Raw genomic sequence first — 22,108 nt, forward strand, 5'->3', positions numbered from 1 at the left:
TGTTGGGCGCGGCGAACCGCGCCCGTGAGTAGTTAGAAGCGGAAGGTTGCGGTCGCGACAACCTGACGTCCCGCACCCCAGTAGCAGGCGTATTCGCTATAGCAGCTGGAGACATATTCGCGGTCAAACAGGTTGTTGACGTTGACGCCGACCGAAGAGCCCGGCAGGCCAAAGCGCGCCAGATCGTATTTGACCGTCGCATCCATCAGCGCATAACCGGCCACATTGAAGGCATCATTTTTGTTACCGGTGCTGGTGTCAGTTTTGTAATAGCTGACCGTAGAACCGATATAGCGCGCCCCGGCGCCGACCGTCAGACCGCTGAGCGCGGTTTCGTGGAAGGTGTAATCCGCCCACAGCGACGCCATGTTACGCGGCACTTCCGCCGGACGCTTGCCGTTGAACACCGTATCGTGAGTGTATTCCGCATCGGTATAGCTGTAGGCCGCGGTGACGTTGATATTGGCGTTCACCGCCGCTTTCGCCTCCAGTTCAAGGCCGCGGGAGCGGATCTCGCCGGTCTGGATGCTGAACGCCTGGTTAGCCGGATCCGCCGTCAGGTTCTTATCTTTGGTCAGCTGATAGACCGCGGCGGTGACCACCACCGGCATGTCTTTCGGCACATATTTCACGCCAGCTTCATACTGCTTGCCACGCGACGGATCGAACGGCTGGCCGTTAAGCCCGGAGCCCGATACCGGCTCGAAGGATTCGCTGTAGCTGAAGTACGGAGAGATGCCGTTATCAAACAGGTAATTGATACCGCCGCGCCAGGTGAACTGCTGGTCGTGATTCTCCGCCAGGCTGTTGCTGGAGCGAGTTAATGTTGAGGTGGTGGCGTAATCGTAACGGCCGCCCAGGGTCATGACCCACTTATCCCACTCCATCTGATCCTGCGCGTACAGGCCCGTCTGCTCCATTCGGTTGAGGACCGCGTACGGGAAAGTGACCTGAATATTCGGGTTGCCGTATTGCGGGTTGCTCATGCTGATAGGATCCGCCGTCCCGTAGTCGGCATCCACATCGTTGCGCATCCGCGAGTAATCTACGCCGGTCAGCAGCGTATGGCTGACCGCGCCGGTGGCGAAAGCAGACTGCAGCTGGGTATCGACGGTAAAGGTGTTCAGGTGCTCATCAGAACGCACATAGGCGCGATTCATGTAGCCCGGGGCGACATAGCCATTCCCGTACACCGAGCGATACAAGGTATCAACCTCGGCATAGCGCAGGTTCTGCCGCACGGTAAAGGTGTCATCAAACTGATGGGAGAAGCTATAACCCACCATCTTCTGGCGGCGCGAGATCTTATTATCCGCCTCGCCTTCGTTGAAATCGGTCGGCAGCTTGTGCGCCTTCCCGTTGGCATCGTAATACGGCACCACGGTGCCTTCGCGCGGCAGCCAGCCGTAGTAGCCCGCATCCGGGTCATTCTGGAAGTTGCTCAGGAAGGTGAAGTCGGTTTTATCGTCCGGGCGCCAGCTAAAGGACGGCGCCACCGCATAGCGTGTAGACTTCGCCATCTGCTGCTGGGTATCCTGGCTGCGGCCCAGGCCGGTCAGGCGATAGGACCAGACGCCGGCATCATCAATGGCGTCGCTGAAGTCAAACCCGGTCTGCCACAGGTTGTCGGTGCCCATCTTGAACTGCACTTCTTTCAGCGGCTCAGTGGTCGGGCGTTTGCTGACCATGCTGACGATACCGCCAGGGTTGCTGTTGCCGTACAGCACCGAGGTTGGCCCGCGCATCACTTCCACGCGCTCGAGGAAATACGGGTCCATGGAGACTTCAGAGTAGTTATTTCCCTGCAGCTTCATGCCGTCCAGATACTGGTTGGTATTGACGGTCGTCGAGGTAGTGAAACCGCGGATGGTGACCACATCATAGGTGGTCGAGCTACCGCGGGTGGAGAAGACGCTCGGCGTATAGGAGAGCGCCTCTTTTACCGTGGTCGGCTGGCGCATCTCCATCTCCTGGCGCGTGACCACCGAGACAGACTGCGGCGTTTTTTCGATCGGGGTATCGGTTTTCGTCGCCGTGGCAGAGCGTTTTGCCGCGATGGTCGGCGCCGGTCCCCAGGCACTTTCCTGGGCGGCCGGTGCCGCAACGACGGTGATAGTCTCTTCTTGTTTCGGTTGTTCCGCAGCCTGTGCATAGACAGACATGCCGCTAACCGCCGTGGCTACTACGACTGCGATTTTACGCAGCGAGTGATTTGGCTGAGCAGTTTTTGGACGCGCCATGGGTATATCTCTGATGAAAGTGAATGATAACGTAAACGATAATTATTATTATGACGGGCGATATAATAGGCGAAACGCCGAAGGCAAGGCAAGCGATATGCCAGCCTGGCGAGACCGAAGGCCGAATTAATAACCAGATAGTTATTATGGAGTTAAAGAGGCGTTAACTTTTTTACAGGTATAAAAAAACCCCTTAATACTTTCGTATTAAGGGGTCGGGTTGTGCGGCCAAAATCAGTTACTGCCGAACATATCCTTGATCCAGCCCGCGACGCCGTCGCTCTTCTCCTGCTGCTTCGGCTGTTGCTGCTGTTGCTGTTGCTGTTGCTGCTGCGGCTGCTGTTGCCCGGACTGATTAAACGGGTTGTTCGCTTCCTGCTGCTGCAACTGCTGCTGCTGCATCATCTCTCCCTGGCGGCACAGCGCATCCGGCTGCGTCGTCCAGACCGGCAGCGAACGGACGCCACCGCTGCAGACGAGGTTGCCGTTGCTGTCCACGCCCATGTCGACCACGTCTTCCGGCGCCGTCAACGCCAGCGGCGTTGGCGTCTGGTTCGCCAGATAGCGCTGGTAAATCGACATCGCGCCGCTGGCGCCGTACAGTTTGGTCGGCTGGTTGTTGTCGCGGCCCACCCAGGTGATGGTCACCTGGCTACCGTCGATGCCGGCGAACCAGGTATCGACGTTATTGTTGGTGGTCCCGGTTTTCCCCGCCAGATGCAGGCCCGGATACTTCGCGCCCAGCTGACGCCCCGTGCCGCGCTGCACCACCTGCTGCATGGTCCACAGCGTCATGTAGGCCGCCTGGGCAGGCACGGCGCGTTCCGCCTGCGGGTAGCTCTGGTAAAGCACCGTGCCATCTTCCGCAATCACTGACCGCAGGGCGGACAGCGGCGCACGGTTGCCGCCGCTGGCAATCGTCTGGAAGGCCTGCGCCACTTCAATCGGCGTCAGGTTCAGCGCACCCAGCAGCATCGCCGGCACCGCGTTGAGCTGATTCTTCGGCGCCCCCAGTTTAGTCCAGGTATCGACGACCGCCGGCAAGCCCAGCGCCATCCCGAGGTTAACCGTCGGGACGTTCATCGAGCGGGTCAAGGCATCCACCAGCATCACCTGGCCGCTGAAGCGACGATCGTCGTTCTGCGGGGACCACGTCTGGCCGTTGGACAGGCGAATGGTCACCGGCGCATCGGCGATCCAGGTGTTCAGGCGATACTGGTTCGGCTGGCTCAGCGCGGTCAGATAGGTCGCCGGCTTGGCCAGAGAACCAATCGACCGGCGGGCCTGCATCGCGCGGTTGTAGCCGGCGAACTGCGGCTCCGCGCCGCCGACCATCGCCCGCACTTCACCGGTAAAGCGGTCCACCACCACCATGGCGGTTTCCAGATCTGCCAGCTTGCGCTGTTTCTTCAGTACCGGGATCCCTTCAGTAGCCGCTTTTTCCGCCGCATCCTGCGCCACCGAGTCGAAGGTGGTGAAGATCTTCACGCCGGAGAGATCTTTCACTTTATCGCCCAGCTTCGCCTGCAGCTCCTGACGAACCATCTGCATAAAGGCCGGCTGCGGTGAAATCACCCCGCCGCGCGGCTGCACGCCCAGCGGACGCGCGCTCAGCATATCGTACAGCTCCTGGTCGATAACCTGCTGCTGCTGCAGCAGACGCAGCACCAGATTGCGTCGCTCAAGGGCCAGTTTCGGGTTGCGCCACGGGTTATACACCGACGCCCCTTTCACCATCCCCACCAGCAGCGCCTGCTGATCGAGGCTCAGCTCTTCCACCGGACGGCCAAAGTAGTACAGGCTGGCCAGCGGGAAGCCGCGAATTTCATTATCGCCGCTCTGGCCGAGGTACACCTCGTTCATATACAGCTCAAGGATGCGATCCTTGCTGTAACGGGCATCGACGATCAGCGCCATATACGCTTCGTTGGCTTTACGCCAGTAGGAGCGCTCGCTGGAGAGGAACAGGTTTTTCACCAGCTGCTGGGTCAGGGTACTCGCCCCCTGCACCGTACGACCTGCCGTCAGGTTCGCCAGCACCGCGCGGCCGATGGAATACAGGCTGATACCATCGTGCTCGTAGAAGTGGCGGTCTTCGGTCGCCAGCAGCGTATCCACCAGCAGATCCGGGAAGCCACTGCGCTTCACGAACAGGCGCTGCTCACCGTTCGGCGACTGCAGCATGGTAATAAGACGCGGATCGAGACGGAAGAAACCGAACTGGCGGTTATTATCCATATTCTCGATGGTCTCCAGATGGTCGCCATCGAAGGTCAGACGCGCGCGCACCTGCCCTTCTTTACTGTCCGGGAAATCGAACGGACGACGGATCATCTCGATGCTATTGGCCTGCACGGTGTATTCGCCCGGGCGCGTCATCGCGCTGACCTGACGATACTGGGTGGCGTTCAGCAGACGCACCATCTCGTTTTTGCTGATCTGCATATCCGGCTCAAGATTCACCATCCGGCCATAAACCGCGGCCGGCAGCTCCCAGACTTTACCGTCAATGCGGCTGCGGATTTTCTGATCGAGGTAGACGCCATAGGCGGCAATCAGCACCGCGAAGACAATCCCCAGCTTGACCAGCAGCCACAGCCAGCGGCGCTTACGACGAGGTTTGCCACCGTTGCCTTTTCCTTTTCTCGGCACCGGTTTCTCATCCTCATAATCATCGTCATCATACTCATCGTCGTAGTCCTCTTCCCGGACCCGGCGACGGGTAACTTTTTGTTTTGTCGGACGTGAGGGTCTCCCCTTACGTCCGATAGGCTCGCGGTCATCTCCCGCCATGCTTTTTCTCCGCAACGTTCAGGCGCAAGGGCCTGATTCTCAATACTTCCCCTGCACAGAGGAAGAAGAAATCTCTCAAATTAACGTCCAGGCTGCTTATCCTTCGGACGACAACCTGCTGGCAGGCAGGACATGCCGCCAGCCTTTCATGAGGTTGGTTTGCTTCGTTTTACATGATATTAACAATAAGAATTCACCATAAAATCATTATGTTAAACGCATCATCAGCAGAAATGGTCAGAACATAGCACGTAATGTTCAGGGCATACAGGATAGCACTAAAATGCGACATTCTTAACCAGCATTTTACCTCCTGCGCACGTAACAAGATGGGAAAGAGTATGTTTTTTAATAACATAAAAAATGACGCTCGCCCTGATGCCAAATGCGGCGGCATCGCCTCACACCGAAAATATATTTCCCGGACGACAACATTTATTATTGAGAGAAGTAAAGGGAATTAATCGAGTTTCTCCCAATAAAAATGAGAGCCTGTTAACATTTATGCAGAATAATATTTTATGATGACACCAGGAAAATCTTTGTTAAACTAGCGGCCAGTGATTCATTATTTTGATTACTTTACTATGCGCATTCCGCTTATATTTTCGCTTTGCGTGGTCGCCGTGCTCTCTGGCTGCCAACAGAAACCCGCCTCAACGCTCAGCCCGGCCATCAGCAGCCAGGCGCAGCTGGAGCAGCTCTCGTCGGTAGCAGCCGGGATGCGCTATCTCAAGAATAAATGTAATCGTAGCGATCTCCCCGCCGATGAAACGATATATCGGGCAGCGGTGAATGTCGGCAAAGCGCGCGGGTGGGGAAATATTGACGTGGCGACGTTAAGCCAAAATAGCGACCGGCTTTATCAACAACTTTTGCAGGACAGCACTCCGGAAGCCACACAGTGTAGTCAATTTAATCGCCAGCTCGCTCCCTTTATTGCCAGCTTGCGCAGCGACTAAACAAAATATTCTCAACGCGCATTTTATTGCGCGTAGCCCTTATTCCCCTTTCGGCTCCTCGTCAATTTTCCCGCCTGGCCAGTCATCCAGCGCCGCCAGGGTAAATGTTGTGCCGTTGAAGCTAAAGATCGTCACATCCTGCTGGATCTGCTCCACCACCAGATTGGGCAGCGGGGAATCACCCTCCGACCACGCTTTGCCGTTTAACACAATGCTGCGCTTTTCCGGTAGCGAGGCGTAGACATGGGCGCTGTAGCGCAGGGGCGGCAGCGTATCGCTGTCCACTACCGGCGCCGCAGGCGCGCTGGGTTTTACCGCCGACGGCGGGTTTTTTGGCGCGGTCTCCCCGGCGGCGGTTAACGGCAAAAGCGCCGCATGAGCCACCGGCAGAGGCAGCGTTTGCGGCGGTGACGGATGGCGCCACTGCTCGCCGCCAAACCAGCCGAGCGCGATAAATAATCCGGCGTACAGCGGGATAATCCAGCCGGGGACCTGCACCATCCGGCCACGGCTCACCGGCGCGTCTGCCTGCGCGGTGGACGGCTGAGGCGCCACCAGAGGCGGGATGCCTCTTTCACTATCATCACGAACAATCACAACCGTCTCCTGTTCCCTCACGGTGCAGAGAAGGCGCCCTTACGGGCGCCCCAGACTGCTGACAAAGTGCATTCTTCAGAGATTGCCCGGCGGCGCTACGCTAGTGCGGGCCGACAGATAACTTCATAACTGTTTGATATTTCAGTCTTTCGTAGGCCGGGTAAGGCGTAAGCCGCCACCCGGCAGAAAGGCGAGCACAATAACGAAACAGGTTTGTCATCAGCCAGAGGCGCCCTTACGGGCGCCCCACGTTATGTTATTTACTGCTCACCGGCAGGCCAGCGCCCTGCGATTCCCCCTGTGGCAGCTCGAGGACCGCTACCGACCAGGCCGGCAGCGTGACCGAGCCGTCAGCGGCAACCTGCACGCCGCTCGCCAGCGAACGGTCGCCTGCCGCCTGCTGGATGGCGCTCAGCTGCAGCGATGTGCCGGCGAAGTCCTGCAGCGTCCGGCTTTCCGGTGCGGCGTTGATCGCCACCACGATGCCGTCGACACGGCTGTCCAGACTGGCGCCAGCCTGCATCCCATCATCGATGGTCATCACCAGCAGACCCGTCTGCTGATCGGCGCCGGTGTTGCGGAAGTCCACACGCTTCATCACCGTCGCGCCGTCACCGAGGGTAAACAGCGGAGAGGATTTACGCAGCGCGGTCAGCTCCTGATAAAACGCGGTCATCTGCTTGAGCTCCGTTTCACCCGGAGTAGCCACCGCGTCTTTTACCCGGGCGATGATGTCATAGTTGCTGCCATCATCGCTGCTGCGCGGCATACCCACGTTGTAGTTGTTGTCCTGCAGGGAGTAATCCACGCGGTTAAACCAGTCACCGGAATCATACGAATCGCGGGTAAAAGATTTAGAGCGCAGCAGCTCTGAGCCCTGCTGGTCAAAGGCGATCCCCTGGCCGAGCATCACCGTCGCCAGCGACACCGCCTGCATCCGGACGCGGGTATCGAGATCCGCCTCCTGAGCAGCTTTATAGCTGATCATGTCCCACAGCGTTTGGTTGTCGTGTTTTGACACATAATTCACGACTTCCGTCGGGTCAGCCGCATAGCCGCCAGGCGCGCCGTTATAGTCAATCTCGCTGCCTTTCTTCACCGCGCCGTCTTTGTCGATCAGCACGAAGTCCGCGAGGTTACCGGCCATGCCCAGACGGGTCAGATCGGCGAGGTGGCGCGCCTGATCGTCGGTCATGCTGGTCAGCTCATTTGGCTGAACGCCGGCGCCGCTGCCCACCCCCTGATTCTGGCGCAATGCATCGCCGGAATCGAACGGCCCGCCACCGCGCACGGCGTCGCGCAGACGATCGGAGAACGTGCCGATCCCGGTGCCTTTCAGATTGATTTGCGAGGCAATTTCAAAGCGATCGCTCTGGTTGGAATCCCAGCCTTCACCAAAGAAATAAATGTCCGGGTTCAGCGCTTTAATGCGCTCCCAGGCCGAGAGGATCTGCGCTTTCGGATGATAGCCCATCAGGTCGAAGCGGAAGCCATCGATCTTATAATCGGTGGTCCATACCGCCAGTGAATCGGCGATAAGCTTGGCGAACATCCGGTGCTCTGGCGCCGAGTCGGAGCAACAGGTGGCCGATTCCACGCTGCCGGTGGTTTCATTCAGGCGCTGATAGTACCAGGGGACGATCTTATCCAGCACCGAGGTGCGGTCGGTCGGGCCGGCGGCGTTGGTGTGGTTGTACACCACGTCCATAATGACGTTCATTCCCAGATCCTGCTTGATCGCCTGAATCATGGTGCGGAACTCTTTAATGCGCGCCGTGCCTTCCGGATCGGTGGCGTAGGATCCTTCCGGCACCGTGTAGTGGAACGGATCGTAGCCCCAGTTATAGGAGTCGGTCTGCGCCACCAGCGTATTCAACGCCTGCACCTGCGGGTTATCCTTGCTGTCGTTCTGCTTCAGCTGGGTCAGCACCTCTTCGACCGTCGAACCGCTGTCGCAATAGCCCGCGAACTCGCTGCTCTTCACCGCGCTGTTGATCTCGCACAGGCGACTGAACGGCTGCTGAATATCGGCGACTTTGTCGCTGAACTCATTGACCGTCGCCAGATCGAAGACCGGCAGCAGCTCAATATGGGTCACTCCCGAGGCCGACAGCTGTTTCAGATGCTGGACCATATTGCTCTCCTGGGCGGTGAGCGCCAGATACTTACCGCGCAGTTCGGCGGGAACGGTTTGATCCCAGGCAGAGAGATCGCGAATATGCGACTCGTGGATCGTCATTTTCGCCAGGTCGGCTTTGGTTTTCTGCGCGTGCGGCATCGTCAGCCCGTCCCAGCCTTCCGGCTTCAGCGCGCTGTCGTTGAGATCGACCACCTGGCTGTACTCCGAGTTGGTCGACAAACTATGGGCGTAGGGATCGGTCACTTCGTACTGCTCGACTTTACGCGACTGCGGGTGGTAGACGGTCATCGCGTAGCGGTAGAACGCGCCCTTCAGGTCGCTTCCCCCCTGCCATGACCAGGCGCCGGAGGCGCTGTCGCGGGTCATCGGATGGCTGGCCACCACCTTCTTGTCGGCGCTGTAGACCACCAGCTCAACCTGCTGCGCCGTGGGCGCCCAGACGCGGAAGGTCACGCCGCTATCAGTTAGCTGGGCGCCATAGCTCAGCGCCTCGGCGGCAGCGGCATAGGTATCGTCCAGCACGCCGGCGGTCTGCACCTGGGTGGCGGAGCTAAGGATCCCGTCGCTTTCGGCGGATATCGCCACCGTCTCGCCCTGCAGCAATTCATCGACGTTGACATCATCCGGCAGCTTAAAGGCAGGATAGCTGGCGAGATGCGGGAAGCGCATGCTCACCTGCTGACTGACGGTGGTGGGGGTCAGCTTGACATATTTATCGGTAAATTCGCCGTTACTGTCGGCGGCCACCTTACTGCTGTGGCTGTAATAGAGGCGCACAATGGGTTTATTTTCGCCGCCCGGCCACAGCAGGGTGGTTTTATCGACCCAGTGCGCATCGGCCAGCGCCACGCCAAAGGCGGCGCGGAAGGCGTCGGCGCGGGAGTCATAGACCGCGCTGTTGCCAGCGATGACCGATACCGTGCGATCGGTGAAATCGCCAAAAGAGACGCGCAGGTCGCTGTCGATAAGCTTATTGGTGCCATCGCGGACGATAACGTTGATACATCCGCTCTCTTTAGTCAGCGGGATCACCCAGTAAGGGCCATATTTGTCGCTGCCGGTCGGCGTAGTGCTGACATCATTCCAGTCCGCCACCGGCGCGCTCAGCGCATCACAGGTTTCGTTATTCCATAGATAGAGGTTTTTAGTCGCATAGTCGGCCGGCGTGCTGCTGGTGATGCCGGCGATATCGACAAGGTGAATGACAGCCTGGTTGGCGGAAGCCTGCGCCGCTTCGCCAGGGACGGCAACGTCCGGTAAGCGGACGACCACATCCTGCGGGTCGGGCGTACCGGGCGTGCCTGGGTTGCCAGGATTGCCTGGTGAACCCGGTGAGCCAGAGGGTGAAGAGGAAGAGCTGTTATCACAGCCACTCAATAATACTAACGATCCAAGAAATAGGGCATGACAGGTATATCTGAGCATTCGATAGTCCCTAATATGCTTATTAAATTATAAAAGGTAAGAAAGGATGAATATCTTTACAGCGCGCTAATTAGATATTTTTGCTTTCCGGGGCGCAATCATCCCCCACAAATGAGAGGGGGGCGTAGGAAGCCGGGGGAGTAAATCAATAAAGGGAATGACGACCCGAAACCGCAAACTGATTATGATTCGCCACGCTTATCGCCACTCTCCGGCAATAAATAATTCAAAAGCCAATAATCACCTACCTGTTTCGGTAGGGTATTACGCCAACGTGCAGAAAAATAAATTAGCAAAGGAATTAAAATGCCAGTTTCTGTGATGGGGTTAACAAATATAAATAAAGGGATAATTAAATTATTACCACAAATTGTGACGCTCATCATATTAATAACCGCTATCCCCCAGCTGGCGAAATTAACCTGGCGCGTGGTATTCCCTGTGAGTCCTGAGGATATTTCCGCCCTGCCATTAACCGCTTCTCCAATGGCGGAGTCGGAATTAAAAACCGAACGGCCTGTATTTACCCTGTTTGGTCTGGCGGCAAAAAACAACCCCGCGCCAACGGATGCAACCCACCTCAATCAGGTGCCGGTTTCCAGCCTGAAACTACGCCTTACGGGTCTGCTCGCCAGCAGTAACCCGGCACGATCCATCGCCATTATAGAAAAAGGAAATCAGCAGGTTAGCCTTAGTTCCGGCGATACTATCCCGGGGTACGATGCGCGGATCGTCGCCATTCTTCCCGACCGGATCATCGTTAACTATCAGGGACGCAAAGAGGCCATTTTGTTATTTAACGATACCCGCGCGCCGTCGTCATCGCCCGCTACAGCGGCCACTCCGCCTCTTGTGAAGCAACTCCGCGAACAGCCGCAAAATATCCTCACTTATTTATCTATTTCGCCGGTGCTCAGTGGCGACAAACTGCAGGGCTATCGCCTTAATCCAGGCAAAGACGCCTCGCTATTTCGTCAGTCCGGCCTGCAGGAAAATGATTTAGCCATTGCCCTAAATGGCATTGATTTACGCGATCAGGCGCAAGCACAGCAGGCGCTGCAACACCTGAATGAACAGACCGAAATAACGCTGACCGTTGAGCGAGAAGGTCAACGACACGATATCGCTTTCGCGCTGGGGGATGAATAATTGCCAACCATAAAACGACTGCGGAAAATGCTGACTGTGCTGCTGATATTAACGCCGCTGCTATTTCGTCCGGCCATCGCAGAAGAATTTTCCGCCAGCTTTAAAGGCACCGATATCCAGGAATTTATCAATACCGTCAGCAAAAACCTGAATAAAACGGTGATTATCGATCCCAGCGTGCGCGGCACCATTACCGTACGCAGTTACGATATGCTCAATGAAGAGCAATATTATCAATTCTTCCTTAGCGTGCTGGATGTGTATGGCTTCGCCGTGATCAATATGAATAACGGCGTACTGAAGGTGGTGCGGGCTAAAGATGCGAAAACCTCGGCCGTCCCGGTCGCCAGCGAGGCAGCACCGGGCGAAGGCGATGAAGTGGTCACCCGGGTGGTGCCCCTGACCAACGTCGCCGCCCGCGATCTCGCCCCGCTGCTTCGCCAGCTGAACGATAACGCCGGCGCCGGCAGCGTGGTCCATTATGAGCCCTCCAACGTATTGCTGATGACCGGCCGCGCAGCGGTCATCAAACGCCTGCTGACCATTGTCGAGCGCGTCGACAACGCCGGGGATCGCAGCGTGGTGACCGTTCCCCTCTCCTGGGCCTCCGCCGCGGAGGTGGTCAAACTGGTTACCGAGCTCAATAAAGACAGCAGTAAGTCGGCGCTGCCGGGCTCGATGGTGGCGAACGTGGTGGCCGATGAGCGCACCAACGCGGTACTGGTCAGCGGCGAGCCGAACTCGCGCCAGCGCATTATCGCCATGATCAAACAGCTCGACCGCCAGCAGGCGGTGCAGGGCAACACCAAAGTGATCTACCTGAAGTACGCCAAAGCCGCCGATCTGGTGGAGGTCCTCACCGGGATCAGCAGCTCACTGCAGAACGATAAGCAAAGCGCCAAACCGGTGGCCGCGATCGACAAAAATATCATTATCAAAGCCCACGGCCAGACCAACGCCCTGATCGTCACCGCGGCGCCGGACGTGATGAACGATCTTGAGCGAGTAATCGCCCAGCTCGATATCCGCCGCCCGCAGGTGCTGGTGGAGGCGATTATCGCCGAAGTGCAGGATGCCGACGGCCTCAACCTCGGTATCCAGTGGGCCAATAAAAATGCCGGCATGACCCAGTTCACCAACAGCGGGCTGCCGATCTCCACGGTTATCGCTGGCGCCAACCAATACAACAAAGACGGTACCGTCAGCAGCTCGCTGGCCAGCGCTCTGGGCTCGTTTAACGGTATCGCCGCCGGCTTTTATCAGGGGAACTGGGCGATGCTGCTCACCGCCCTCTCCAGCAGTACCAAGAACGATATTCTGGCCACCCCCAGCATCGTCACCCTCGACAACATGCAAGCCACCTTTAACGTCGGCCAGGAAGTTCCGGTATTAACCGGCTCGCAAACCACCTCCGGCGACAACATCTTTAATACCGTCGAGCGCAAAACCGTCGGCATTAAGCTGAAGGTGAAACCGCAGATTAACGAAGGCGATGCCGTGCTGCTGGAGATTGAGCAGGAGGTATCGAGCGTCGCCGACTCGGCCTCCAGCACCAGTAGCGATCTCGGCGCGACCTTCAATACCCGGACGGTGAATAACGCCGTGCTGGTCGGCAGCGGTGAAACGGTGGTGGTTGGCGGGCTGCTGGATAAAAGCGTCACCGATACCGCCGACAAAGTGCCGCTGCTCGGCGACATCCCGGTGATCGGCGCCCTGTTCCGCTCCGAGAGCAAGAAAGTGTCGAAACGCAACCTGATGCTGTTTATCCGCCCGACCATCATTCGCGATCGTGATGAGTACCGTCAGGCCTCTTCCGGCCAGTACACCGCATTCGACAATGCGCAAACCAAACAGCGGGGCAAAGACAGCAGCGAAGCGACGCTCAGCAACGACCTGCTGCACATCTATCCAAAGCAGGAGACCCAGGCCTTCCGCCAGGTCAGCGCCGCCATTGACGCCTTTAACCTCGGAGGCCGCCCATGACGCCAGTCGCCGAACGCCGTCCGCTGTTGCCCTTTGCCTGGGCCCGCGCGCATCATCTTGTGCTGCTCAGCGACGGCGAACGCTGCGAAGCGCTGTGCCGCCCCGATACCGCCGCCCGGGCGCTGCTGGAAGCGCGTCGCCTGGCGGACGGCCCGATGAGCGTCAGCCGTCTGGCGCCGGACGCGTTCGAGAAAGTGCTGGTGCTCAGCTATCAGCGCGACTCGGCGGAAGCGCACCGCATGATGGCCGATATCGGCAATGAGCTCGACCTCTATACCCTCGCCGAAGAGCTACCGGACAGCGACGATCTGCTCGACAGCGAGGACGACGCGCCGATCATCCGCCTGATCAACGCCATGCTCACCGAGGCCATCAAAGAGAAAGCCTCGGATATTCATATCGAAACCTATGAGCGCCATCTGCAGATCCGCTTTCGCGTCGACGGCGTGCTGCGCGAAATTCTGCGCCCGCAGCGGCGGCTGGCCGCGCTGTTAATTTCGCGTATCAAGGTGATGGCCAGCCTGGATATCGCTGAAAAACGGATCCCTCAGGATGGGCGGATGGCGCTGCGCATCGGCGGGCGGGCGATCGACGTGCGCGTCTCCACCCTCCCCTCCAGCCACGGCGAACGCGTCGTCCTGCGCCTGCTGGACAAAAACAGCGTCAACCTGGATCTGCTGACGCTGGGCATGCCCCCCGCTCTGCTCGATCGGGTCGACGCGCTGATCGCCCGGCCACACGGCATTATTCTGGTCACCGGGCCGACCGGGTCAGGGAAAAGCACCACCCTGTATGCCGCCCTCAGCCGCCTCGACGCCCACGAACGCAATATCATGACCATTGAAGATCCGGTGGAGTATGAGCTGGAGGGCATCGGCCAGACTCAGGTCAACGCCAAAGTCGATATGACTTTCGCCCGCGGCCTGCGCGCCATACTGCGCCAGGATCCGGATGTGGTACTGGTGGGGGAAATCCGCGATGGCGAAACCGCCCAGATCGCCGTCCAGGCCTCGCTGACCGGACACCTGGTGCTGTCGACCCTGCACACCAACAGCGCGCTGGGCGCCATTTCCCGTCTGCAGGATATGGGCGTGGAGCCTTTTTTACTCTCCACGTCGCTGCTGGCGGTGATGTCGCAGCGGCTGGTGCGCCAACTGTGCCCGCACTGCCGTCAGCCCACGCAGGCGGATGCCGACACCGCCCGGCAGATGGCGGTCCCGGTCGGCGCGCGGCTGTGGCAGCCCAAAGGCTGTCCGGAGTGTAATTTCATCGGCTATCGCGGACGCACCGGTATTCATGAACTGCTGCTGGTTGACGACCGCGTCCGCGCCGCCATCCACCGCGGCGAGAATGAGATCACCCTGATCCAGCAGCTGGGGCCAGCCTGGCAAACCCTGCGTCATGCCGGACGCGACAAAGCGCTGGCGGGGATCACCAGCTGGGAAGAGGTGATGCGGGTCACCGAACAGCAAACGACGGAAAGCGTCTGAGATGGCCCTGTTTCGCTATCAGGCACTGGACCCGCAGGGCAAAACCCGCCGCGGCGTTCAGCAGGCCGACTCCGCCCGCCACGCCCGCCAGCTGCTGCGGGACAACGGCTGGCTGGCGCTGGAAGTGACCGCCGCCGACCCGGCGCGCCGGCTGTGGCGCGGCGGATCCCTCACCCGGCGCACCAGCGCCGGTGATTTAGCCCTGCTCACCCGCCAGCTGGCCACCCTGGTCGCCGCCGGGATCCCGCTGGAAAAGGCGCTCGATGCCGTCGCCCAGCAGTGCGAAAAGGCGCCGCTAAGAACGTTAATGGCCGGGGTGCGCAGCAAAGTACTCGAAGGCCACTCGCTGGCGGAGGCGATGCGCGGCTATCCCGCCTGCTTCGACGGGCTGTTCTGCGCCATGGTGGCGGCCGGCGAAACCTCCGGCCATCTCGACGGCGTGCTGAACCGGCTGGCGGACTATACCGAGCAGCGCCAGCAGCTTCGCGCCCGCCTGCTGCAGGCGATGATCTATCCCATCGTGCTGACGCTGGTCGCCATCAGCGTGATCGCCATTCTGCTCTCCACTGTGGTCCCAAAAGTCGTTGAGCAGTTTGTTCATCTGAAACAGGCCCTGCCGTTCTCCACCCGGCTGCTGATGAGCCTGAGCGATATCGTGCGCAGCGCGGGGCCCTGGCTGGTGCTGCTGTCGCTACTGGCGCTGCTGACGCTGCGTTATCTGCTGCGCCAGCCCGGCCGGCGGCTCGCCTGGGACCGGATGCTGCTGCGCCTGCCGGTCATCGGCCGCGTGGCGCGCAGCGTGAACAGCGCACGCTACGCCCGCACCTTAAGCATTCTCAATGCCAGCGCGGTGCCGCTGCTGCTGTCGATGCGCATCAGCGCCGGCGTCCTCAGCAACGCCTGGGCGCGCAGCCAGCTGGCGGCGGCCAGCGAATCGGTACGCGAAGGCGTCAGTCTGCATCGGGCGCTGGAATCCACCGCCCTGTTCCCGCCGATGATGCGCTACATGATCGCCAGCGGCGAGCAGAGCGGCGAGTTGACCGCGATGCTGGAGCGCGCGGCGGAGAACCAGGACCGAGAGCTGAGCGCGCAGATCCAGATGGCCCTCAGTCTGTTTGAACCCCTGCTGGTGGTCACCATGGCCGGCATGGTGCTGTTTATCGTGCTGGCCATCCTGCAGCCGATCCTGCAACTGAACACCCTTATGAGTATGTAACTGTATTAATGGAGAAAACTATGCAACGGCAACGCGGTTTCACGTTACTGGAAATTATGGTGGTGATCGTCATTCTCGGCATTCTCGCCAGCCTGGTGGTGCCCAACCTGATGGGCAACAAGGAGAAAGCGGACCGCCAGAAAGTCGTCAGCGATCTGGTGGCGCTCGAGGGGGCGCTGGATATGTATAAACTGGACAACAGCCGCTACCCCAACACCGAGCAGGGACTGCAGGCGCTGGTGACCGCCCCGGCCGCCGAGCCGCACGCCCGCAACTACCCGGAAGGCGGCTATATCCGCCGCCTGCCGCAGGACCCGTGGGGAAATGAGTATCAGCTGTTAAGCCCGGGTCAGCATGGCGCCATCGACGTCTTCAGCGTCGGCCCGGACGGGATGCCCGACACCAATGACGACATCGGCAACTGGACCCTCGGGAAGAAATAGTGTCTCAGCGCGGTTTCACGCTCCTTGAGATGATGCTGGTCCTGCTGCTGATTGGCGTCAGCGCCAGCATGGTGCTGCTGGCGTTTCCCTCCGCCCGCACCCAGGAGGCCACACAGATCCTGGCGCGCTTTCAGGCGCAGCTGGATTTTGTCCGCGAGCGCGGGCAGCAAACCGGTCAGCTCTTCGGGATCGTCATCCACCCTGACCGCTGGCAGTTTATGCGCCTGCAGCCTGCCGACGAAGACGCTCCGGCGGCGGCTGACGACCGCTGGGGCAACGCGCAGTGGCTGCCGCTGCAGGCCGGACGCGTCACCACGGCGGAAACCCTCCCCCGGGCCAGGCTGACGCTGCGCTTTCCCGACGGCCAGGCGTGGACGCCAGGCGAGCAGCCCGACGTGCTGATCTTCCCAGGCGGCGAAGTCACACCGTTTCAGCTGCGGATTGACGCCGCGACGGGCATCACCATCGACGCCCAGGGTGACAGCCAGCCGCTGGCGGCGCGGGAGCAGCCATGAAACGCCAGGCCGGGATGACGCTTATCGAAGTGATGGTCGCGCTGGTGATTTTCGCCCTCGCCGGTCTGGCGGTGATGCAGTCCACCCTGCAGCAGACGCGCCAGCTTGGGCGTATGGAAGAGAAAATCCTCGCCAGCTGGCTGGCGGATAATCAGCTGGTGCAGCTGCGGCTGGAGAAACGCTGGCCCGCCCTCAGCTGGTCCGAAACCACCGTGGAAGCCGCCGGAACGCGCTGGTTTGTCCGCTGGCAGGGAGTGGAAACCGCGCTGCCGCAGCTGCGGGCGCTGGACGTGGAGGTCCGGCGGCAAAAAAGCGATCCCGCGCCGCTGGCGACCCTGCGCACCTGGGTGACGCCGCCATGATAACGAAAATGCGCGGTTTCACCCTGATTGAAACGTTGCTGGCGCTGGCTATCCTCGCCGTCCTTAGCGCCGCCGCCGTGATGGTACTGCAGAACGTCATCCGCGCCGATGGCCTGACCCGCGAGAAGAGCCAGCAGATCGCCGCCCTCCAGCGCGCCTTTCGCCAGATCGCCGACGATGTCACGCACATCATTCCCCGTCGCGCCAGAAACAGCGACACGCTTTTCTTTGCCGGACGTTTCCAGTTGCAGAGCGACGACTGGGGGCTGGCCTTCAGCCGCAGCGGCTGGCCGAACCCACTGGGGATCCTCCCGCGCTCGGAGATCCAGAACGTCAGCTACCGTCTGCGCCAGCAACAGCTTGAGCGACTGAGCTTCGATCAGCAGGATCCGCTGACCGGCAGCCAGCCGACGGTTCGGGTGGTATTGCGCGAGGTGACGGCGTTTCGTCTGCGCTTCTACGCCGACGGACGCTGGCAGGAGACCTGGGATCGCTCGCAGACGCTGCCGCAAGGGCTGGAGATCACCCTGACGCTGGCGAACAGCGGGGAGATAACCCGCCTGTTTTTACTCACCCCGGGAGGCAGCCAGTGAAAAATCGGCAACGCGGCGTCGCGCTCCTGATGGTGCTGTTCATCCTCGCCCTGATGATGATCCTCGCCAGCGCCATGACCGAACGCACCGCGGTCATGTATCAGCATACCGCCGTGACCCTCGATAATCTGCAGGCCAGATGGTACGCCCTGGCGGCGGAAAACATGGCCGCCGCGCTGCTGCAACGCGACGCGCTGGACTCGCCCCGTCAAACGAACCTGGCGCAAAGCTGGGCGCAGGAGGGGCGCCGCTTTACCCTCGACGATGGTGAAATCCGCGCCACGATCCGCGACGGGCGCGCCTGCTTTAACCTCAATGCCATCAACCATCGCGCGGATGAAACCAGCGGCGGAACGCCCTACCCGACCGACGTCTTCGTCCGGCTGTTGGCGCTGCTCGGCGAATCGCCGCTGCGCGCCAGCCAGATCGCCGCCGCCCTTGGCGACTGGACGGACAGCGACGGCCAGCCGCGGCTGAACGGAGCAGAGGATGAGGTCTACATGGCGCAAACCCCGGGCTATCTCGCCGCCAACCAGCCGATGCAGGATGTCAGCGAGCTGCGCCTGCTGGCGGGTATGGACGCCGCCCTCTATCAGCGCTTGCTCCCCTTCGTCTGCGTCCAGCCGGATGACGCGCTGCAGGTCAATGTCAACACCCTGCGGCCCTCCCAGGCCGCTCTGCTGGTGGCCCTCTTTCCCGGCGAGCTGACGCTGCAGGAGGCGCAACAACTGCTGCACAACCGCCCGCGAACCGGATGGAGCAGCGTCGCTGCGTTTCTCGCGCAGCCGACGCTGCAGAAAACCGATACCACGCTTGCCCGCCCCTGGCTGACGGTGCACAGCACGCGCTTTATCGCCGCCTTTACCGTGGTGACCGGCAATCTTCGCTTTCAGCTGCACAGCGTCCTGCAACAGGAGGGGCGCACGTTTACCGTCGTCCAGCGGCGATATGGACTTTCTATGGTGGTCGATGAATAAGTTTAACGCTTCTCCCCAGGCCATGCTGATCGTGCGCTTCGCCCCCGGGCTGGCGCCGCTGCACTGGCAACTCTTCGCCCCCGGCGAGCCACACCACGAGACCAGCGGCCGGTGGCCGGCTGACGACGCCAGCCCTTTCCCGGCGCTGGCGGCGCACTACCCCGCCTGGGTGCTGATCCCGGCCAGCGACTGCGCGTTTCACTCGCTCACCCTGCCGGCGGGCTTGCGTAAACCGCCGCTGCAGGTCGCCCCATTCCTGCTGGAAGAGCAGCTGGCCGACGATGTCGAAGCCACCCATTTTGCCTTGCTCCACCGCCAGCAGGCGCAGTGCGAGATCGTCGCCGTACAGCGGCAAAAAATGCGCGACTGGCTGGCCCGCTGCGAGTCGCTCTCCCTTCGGCCCCTGGCGTTGACGCCCGACGTGCTGGCCCTGCCCTGGCATCCGCCAGCGTGGAGCGCGGTGCAGGTGGACGAGCAGTGGCTGATCCGCCACCAGCCGTGGGGCGGCATGGCGGCGGAAAACGTCTGGCTGACGGAGCTGCTGCAGAGCGAGGCGGAAGAACCAGTCATCGACAGCTATTCACCGCCGCCTGCGGCGCCGGGCGTCTGGCGGGCGCAACCTGCGCAGACATTGCTGACCCTTGCCGCACGCTATCCGGCAACGCAGCAGCTCAGTCTGCTGCAGGGGGAGTTTGCCGTCCGTCGGCGGCAGCCTGCACAGGCGACCTGGCGTTCGGCGCAATATGCCGCACTGGCTCTGGCGTTACTGGTGGGGACAAACAGCGTGCTGGACCATCTCGATCTGGCGCGTCAGGCCGAGGCGGCGCAGCAGGCCAGCCGGGCTTTCTATCACCGCTGGTTTCCGACGGAGAAAAAGGTGATTAATCCGCGACTGCAGATGCAGCAACACCTGCAAACCCTCGCCCGTCAGGCGCAGCATGCCCCCCTCGTCGATCGCCTCAGCGCGCTGCAAAACATCCTCAGCGACACGCCGGGGATCCGCCTGCGGACGCTGAGCTGGGATGCCGCGGGCAACCGTCTGCAGCTGGATATCGCCGCGGTCTCTTCCCGGGCGCTGGAGCAGTTCACCCAGCGGGCGCAGCCGCGGTTTCGCGTCCGGCCAGGCGACATGACCACGAAACCGGATGGCATTGAGGGACAACTGACGCTGGAGGAAAACAATGGCTAATCTGCTTATCTGGTGGCGGCAGCGCACGCCGTCCGAGCAACGCCTGCTGCTCGGACTCGCGGGGCTGCTGGTGGTATGCGCCCTCTGGTACGGATTGTGGCAGCCCTGGCGAGCCCGTGAGGCGCAGTGGCGACAAACCCTGATGAAAGAGCAGGCCAGCCTGCGCTGGATGACGCAGCAGAGCCCGCGCCTGCAGCAGCTCAGCCAGCAGCCCACGCCGACGGCAAAAGAAGCGCTCACCGCCCTGGTGATGCGCGAGGCGGCGAGCCACGGGCTGGCCGTCGCCCGCCTGCAGCCGCAGGGAAAACGTCTGCAGGTCACCCTCCAGCCCTGCACCTTCCAGGCACTGATGGCGTGGCTCGACGCCCCGGCGATGCGTGGCGTCAACGCGGTCTCCCTGTCCGTGACCGGGCAGCCGTCGCGGCCCGGCTGGGTTATGGTCAACCATCTGCTGCTGGAGCGCGACGATGAAAGCTAAAGGGATCGCGGTGGCGCTGCTGCTGGCGCTCTATCTGCTGTGGCTGGCTGCTACCGCCCCGGCGCGCCTGCTGGTCCCGATGCTGCCGCCCGGCGTACAGGTGGGCAGCCTTAGCGGCAGCGTCTGGCGCGGCGTGGCGCAGCCGGTCTACTGGCATGGCGAACGGCTTGAACGACTGGCGTGGTCGCTGACCCTGGCGGGCTGGCAGGTCTCTCTCAGCGATCCCCGCGGTGTGGAGGGTCAGGCCCAGCTGTGGGGCCTGCGCGATCTGCGCCTGCAGGAGGGGCGGCTCACCGCCCCCGCCAGCCTGCTCAGCCGCTGGCTGATGTCGACCATGCCCGTCAGCGCCGAGGGAGAGGTCACTTTCAGCCTGACCGAAGCGCACTTCAGCGAGGGGCGCTGCCGACAAATCACCGCCGGAGGCGCGCAGTGGCGTCAGGCCCGACTGCACTCCCCGGTCGGCAGCCTGGAGCTGACCCAGGTTAATGGCACCTTCCGCTGTACGGCGGACGGCGCCGTGGCGCTGACCCTCCGCCAGGATTCTCATCAGCTGAGCCTCAGCGGCCAGGGGACCCTGTCGCCCGATGGCCGCTATCTGTTTCGCGGTACGCTACAGCCCCGGCAGGGAATGCCGCCGCTGTTGGCGCTGCTGGTGACGCGCCCCGCCTCTAAAAACGAGCCGGGTCGCACACCGTGGCAGATTCAGGGAAAATGGTTACCCCAGGAGCAAAAATGACGACATTAACGGCATTATCGCTGCACTTTCCCCTTGTCTGGTATGGCTTCCTGCTGCTGTTCGGCCTGGCGCTGGGCAGCTTTTACAACGTGGTGATCTATCGTCTGCCGCGCATGTTGACCCAGACCGCGGACGACGAGCGGATAACCCTCTGCACCCCGGGCTCCTCCTGCCCGCAGTGCCGCCAGCCGATCGCCTGGCGGGACAATATCCCGCTGCTCAGTTTCCTCTGGCTGGGCCGTCGCGCCCGCTGCTGTCAGGCGCCCATCGCGTGGAGCTATCCGCTGACCGAGCTGGCCACCGGCCTGCTGTTTATCCTCGCCGGGGCGCTGCTCGCGCCGGGCCTGCCGCTGGCGGGCGGCCTGCTGCTGCTCTCGTTCCTGCTGATGCTGGCGCGGATTGACGCCCGGACCCAGCTGTTGCCCGACCGTCTGACGCTGCCCCTGCTGTGGGCCGGGCTGCTGTTCAATCTTAACGAGGTGTACATTGCCCTGCCGGACGCGGTCGCCGGGGCGATGGCCGGTTATCTGGCGCTGTGGTCGGTCTACTGGCTGTTCCGCCTGCTGACCGGGAAAGAGGCGCTGGGCTATGGCGATTTTAAGCTGCTGGCGGCGCTGGGCGCCTGGTGCGGCTGGCAGGTTCTGCCGCAGGTGCTGTTGCTCGCCTCGGCCTGCGGGCTGGTGTGGACCCTGCTGCAGCGCCTGTGGACCCGGCAGTCGCTGCAGCAGCCGCTGGCCTTCGGCCCCTGGCTGGCGCTGGCCGGAGGGGGCATTTTTCTCTGGCAGCAGATGGTCTAGCGGTTACTGCCCGCCTGGCCGGG

At 61.2% G+C, this 22,108-nt stretch carries 19 protein-coding genes; 15 read left to right on the forward strand and 4 right to left on the reverse strand.

Annotation, left to right across the window (positions count from 1 at the left end; translation table 11 throughout):
- Window positions 1-32 precede the first annotated feature (32 nt).
- Complete coding sequence (gene fhuA, locus FHW76_RS18485) at window positions 33-2,240, reverse strand: ferrichrome porin FhuA (RefSeq protein ID WP_022065534.1); 2,208 nt, start codon at window positions 2,238-2,240, stop codon at window positions 33-35.
- Window positions 2,241-2,474: 234 nt separating this feature from the next.
- The gene (gene mrcB, locus FHW76_RS18490) at window positions 2,475-5,033 is read right to left on the reverse strand and encodes a bifunctional glycosyl transferase/transpeptidase (RefSeq protein WP_016160318.1); all 2,559 of its coding nucleotides are present in this window, start codon (window positions 5,031-5,033) and stop codon (window positions 2,475-2,477) included.
- Between the two features lie 587 nt (window positions 5,034-5,620).
- On the opposite strand from mrcB, the gene gspS reads away from it, so the two are divergent.
- The gene (gspS, locus tag FHW76_RS18495) at window positions 5,621-5,995 is read left to right on the forward strand and encodes a type II secretion system pilot lipoprotein GspS (RefSeq protein WP_147716361.1); all 375 of its coding nucleotides are present in this window, start codon (window positions 5,621-5,623) and stop codon (window positions 5,993-5,995) included.
- Between the two features lie 39 nt (window positions 5,996-6,034).
- Here the strand turns inward: gspS and gspB are convergent, their stop codons facing one another.
- Window positions 6,035-6,592 carry a type II secretion system assembly factor GspB gene (gspB, locus tag FHW76_RS18500; RefSeq protein WP_147716360.1) on the reverse strand — a complete coding sequence of 186 codons (558 nt, stop codon included), beginning with the start codon at window positions 6,590-6,592 and terminating at the stop codon, window positions 6,035-6,037.
- 256 nt (window positions 6,593-6,848) lie between these two features.
- Entirely contained in the window at window positions 6,849-10,157 is a 3,309-nt protein-coding gene (pulA, locus tag FHW76_RS18505; protein WP_016160315.1) for a pullulanase-type alpha-1,6-glucosidase, read from the reverse strand.
- 184 nt (window positions 10,158-10,341) lie between these two features.
- Here pulA and FHW76_RS18510 point away from each other — a divergent pair, with 184 nt between their 5' ends.
- Genes FHW76_RS18510 through FHW76_RS18575 form a run of 14 tightly spaced genes read left to right on the forward strand, consistent with a single transcriptional unit; the run spans window position 10,342 to window position 22,085 of the window.
- Window positions 10,342-10,479: a hypothetical protein gene (locus FHW76_RS18510; protein WP_004219434.1), complete on the forward strand. Its 138-nt coding sequence runs from the start codon at window positions 10,342-10,344 to the stop codon at window positions 10,477-10,479.
- Window positions 10,464-11,306 (forward strand): type II secretion system protein GspC, encoded by an 843-nt coding sequence (gene gspC, locus FHW76_RS18515; protein ID WP_008807374.1) that lies wholly within the window; start codon window positions 10,464-10,466, stop codon window positions 11,304-11,306. The genes FHW76_RS18510 and gspC overlap by 16 nt, the downstream gene beginning before the upstream one ends.
- A 9-nt stretch (window positions 11,307-11,315) precedes the next feature.
- Entirely contained in the window at window positions 11,316-13,289 is a 1,974-nt protein-coding gene (gene pulD, locus FHW76_RS18520; protein WP_162493344.1) for a GspD family T2SS secretin variant PulD, read from the forward strand.
- A complete protein-coding gene (gene gspE, locus FHW76_RS18525; RefSeq protein ID WP_048267463.1) occupies window positions 13,286-14,779 on the forward strand; it encodes a type II secretion system ATPase GspE in 1,494 nt (497 codons plus the stop codon). Before pulD ends, gspE begins: the two co-directional genes overlap by 4 nt.
- A 1-nt stretch (window position 14,780) precedes the next feature.
- Window positions 14,781-15,995 (forward strand): type II secretion system inner membrane protein GspF, encoded by a 1,215-nt coding sequence (gspF, locus tag FHW76_RS18530; protein WP_060876381.1) that lies wholly within the window; start codon window positions 14,781-14,783, stop codon window positions 15,993-15,995.
- Window positions 15,996-16,015: 20 nt separating this feature from the next.
- Complete coding sequence (gspG, locus tag FHW76_RS18535) at window positions 16,016-16,438, forward strand: type II secretion system major pseudopilin GspG (protein WP_002889054.1); 423 nt, start codon at window positions 16,016-16,018, stop codon at window positions 16,436-16,438.
- Window positions 16,438-16,953, forward strand: coding sequence for a type II secretion system minor pseudopilin GspH (gene gspH, locus FHW76_RS18540; protein ID WP_049157074.1), 516 nt, complete (start codon window positions 16,438-16,440; stop codon window positions 16,951-16,953). Before gspG ends, gspH begins: the two co-directional genes overlap by 1 nt.
- The gene (gene gspI / locus FHW76_RS18545; protein WP_004894160.1) at window positions 16,950-17,315 is read left to right on the forward strand and encodes a type II secretion system minor pseudopilin GspI; all 366 of its coding nucleotides are present in this window, start codon (window positions 16,950-16,952) and stop codon (window positions 17,313-17,315) included. The genes gspH and gspI overlap by 4 nt, the downstream gene beginning before the upstream one ends.
- Window positions 17,312-17,908: a type II secretion system minor pseudopilin GspJ gene (gene gspJ / locus FHW76_RS18550; protein WP_008807379.1), complete on the forward strand. Its 597-nt coding sequence runs from the start codon at window positions 17,312-17,314 to the stop codon at window positions 17,906-17,908. The genes gspI and gspJ overlap by 4 nt, the downstream gene beginning before the upstream one ends.
- On the forward strand, window positions 17,905-18,885 hold the full coding sequence (gene gspK, locus FHW76_RS18555; RefSeq protein ID WP_183476894.1) for a type II secretion system minor pseudopilin GspK: 981 nt from the start codon (window positions 17,905-17,907) through the stop codon (window positions 18,883-18,885). Before gspJ ends, gspK begins: the two co-directional genes overlap by 4 nt.
- Complete coding sequence (gene gspL / locus FHW76_RS18560; RefSeq protein ID WP_047667450.1) at window positions 18,878-20,074, forward strand: type II secretion system protein GspL; 1,197 nt, start codon at window positions 18,878-18,880, stop codon at window positions 20,072-20,074. Before gspK ends, gspL begins: the two co-directional genes overlap by 8 nt.
- Window positions 20,067-20,552: a type II secretion system protein M gene (locus tag FHW76_RS18565; RefSeq protein ID WP_012968921.1), complete on the forward strand. Its 486-nt coding sequence runs from the start codon at window positions 20,067-20,069 to the stop codon at window positions 20,550-20,552. The genes gspL and FHW76_RS18565 overlap by 8 nt, the downstream gene beginning before the upstream one ends.
- Window positions 20,542-21,288: a type II secretion system protein N gene (locus tag FHW76_RS18570; RefSeq protein ID WP_183476895.1), complete on the forward strand. Its 747-nt coding sequence runs from the start codon at window positions 20,542-20,544 to the stop codon at window positions 21,286-21,288. The genes FHW76_RS18565 and FHW76_RS18570 overlap by 11 nt, the downstream gene beginning before the upstream one ends.
- A complete protein-coding gene (locus FHW76_RS18575) occupies window positions 21,285-22,085 on the forward strand; it encodes an A24 family peptidase (protein ID WP_183476896.1) in 801 nt (266 codons plus the stop codon). The genes FHW76_RS18570 and FHW76_RS18575 overlap by 4 nt, the downstream gene beginning before the upstream one ends.
- Window positions 22,086-22,108: the final 23 nt, after the last annotated feature.

Source organism: Klebsiella sp. RC2 (genome assembly GCF_014192815.1).
Classification (GTDB): Bacteria; Pseudomonadota; Gammaproteobacteria; order Enterobacterales; family Enterobacteriaceae; genus Klebsiella; species Klebsiella variicola.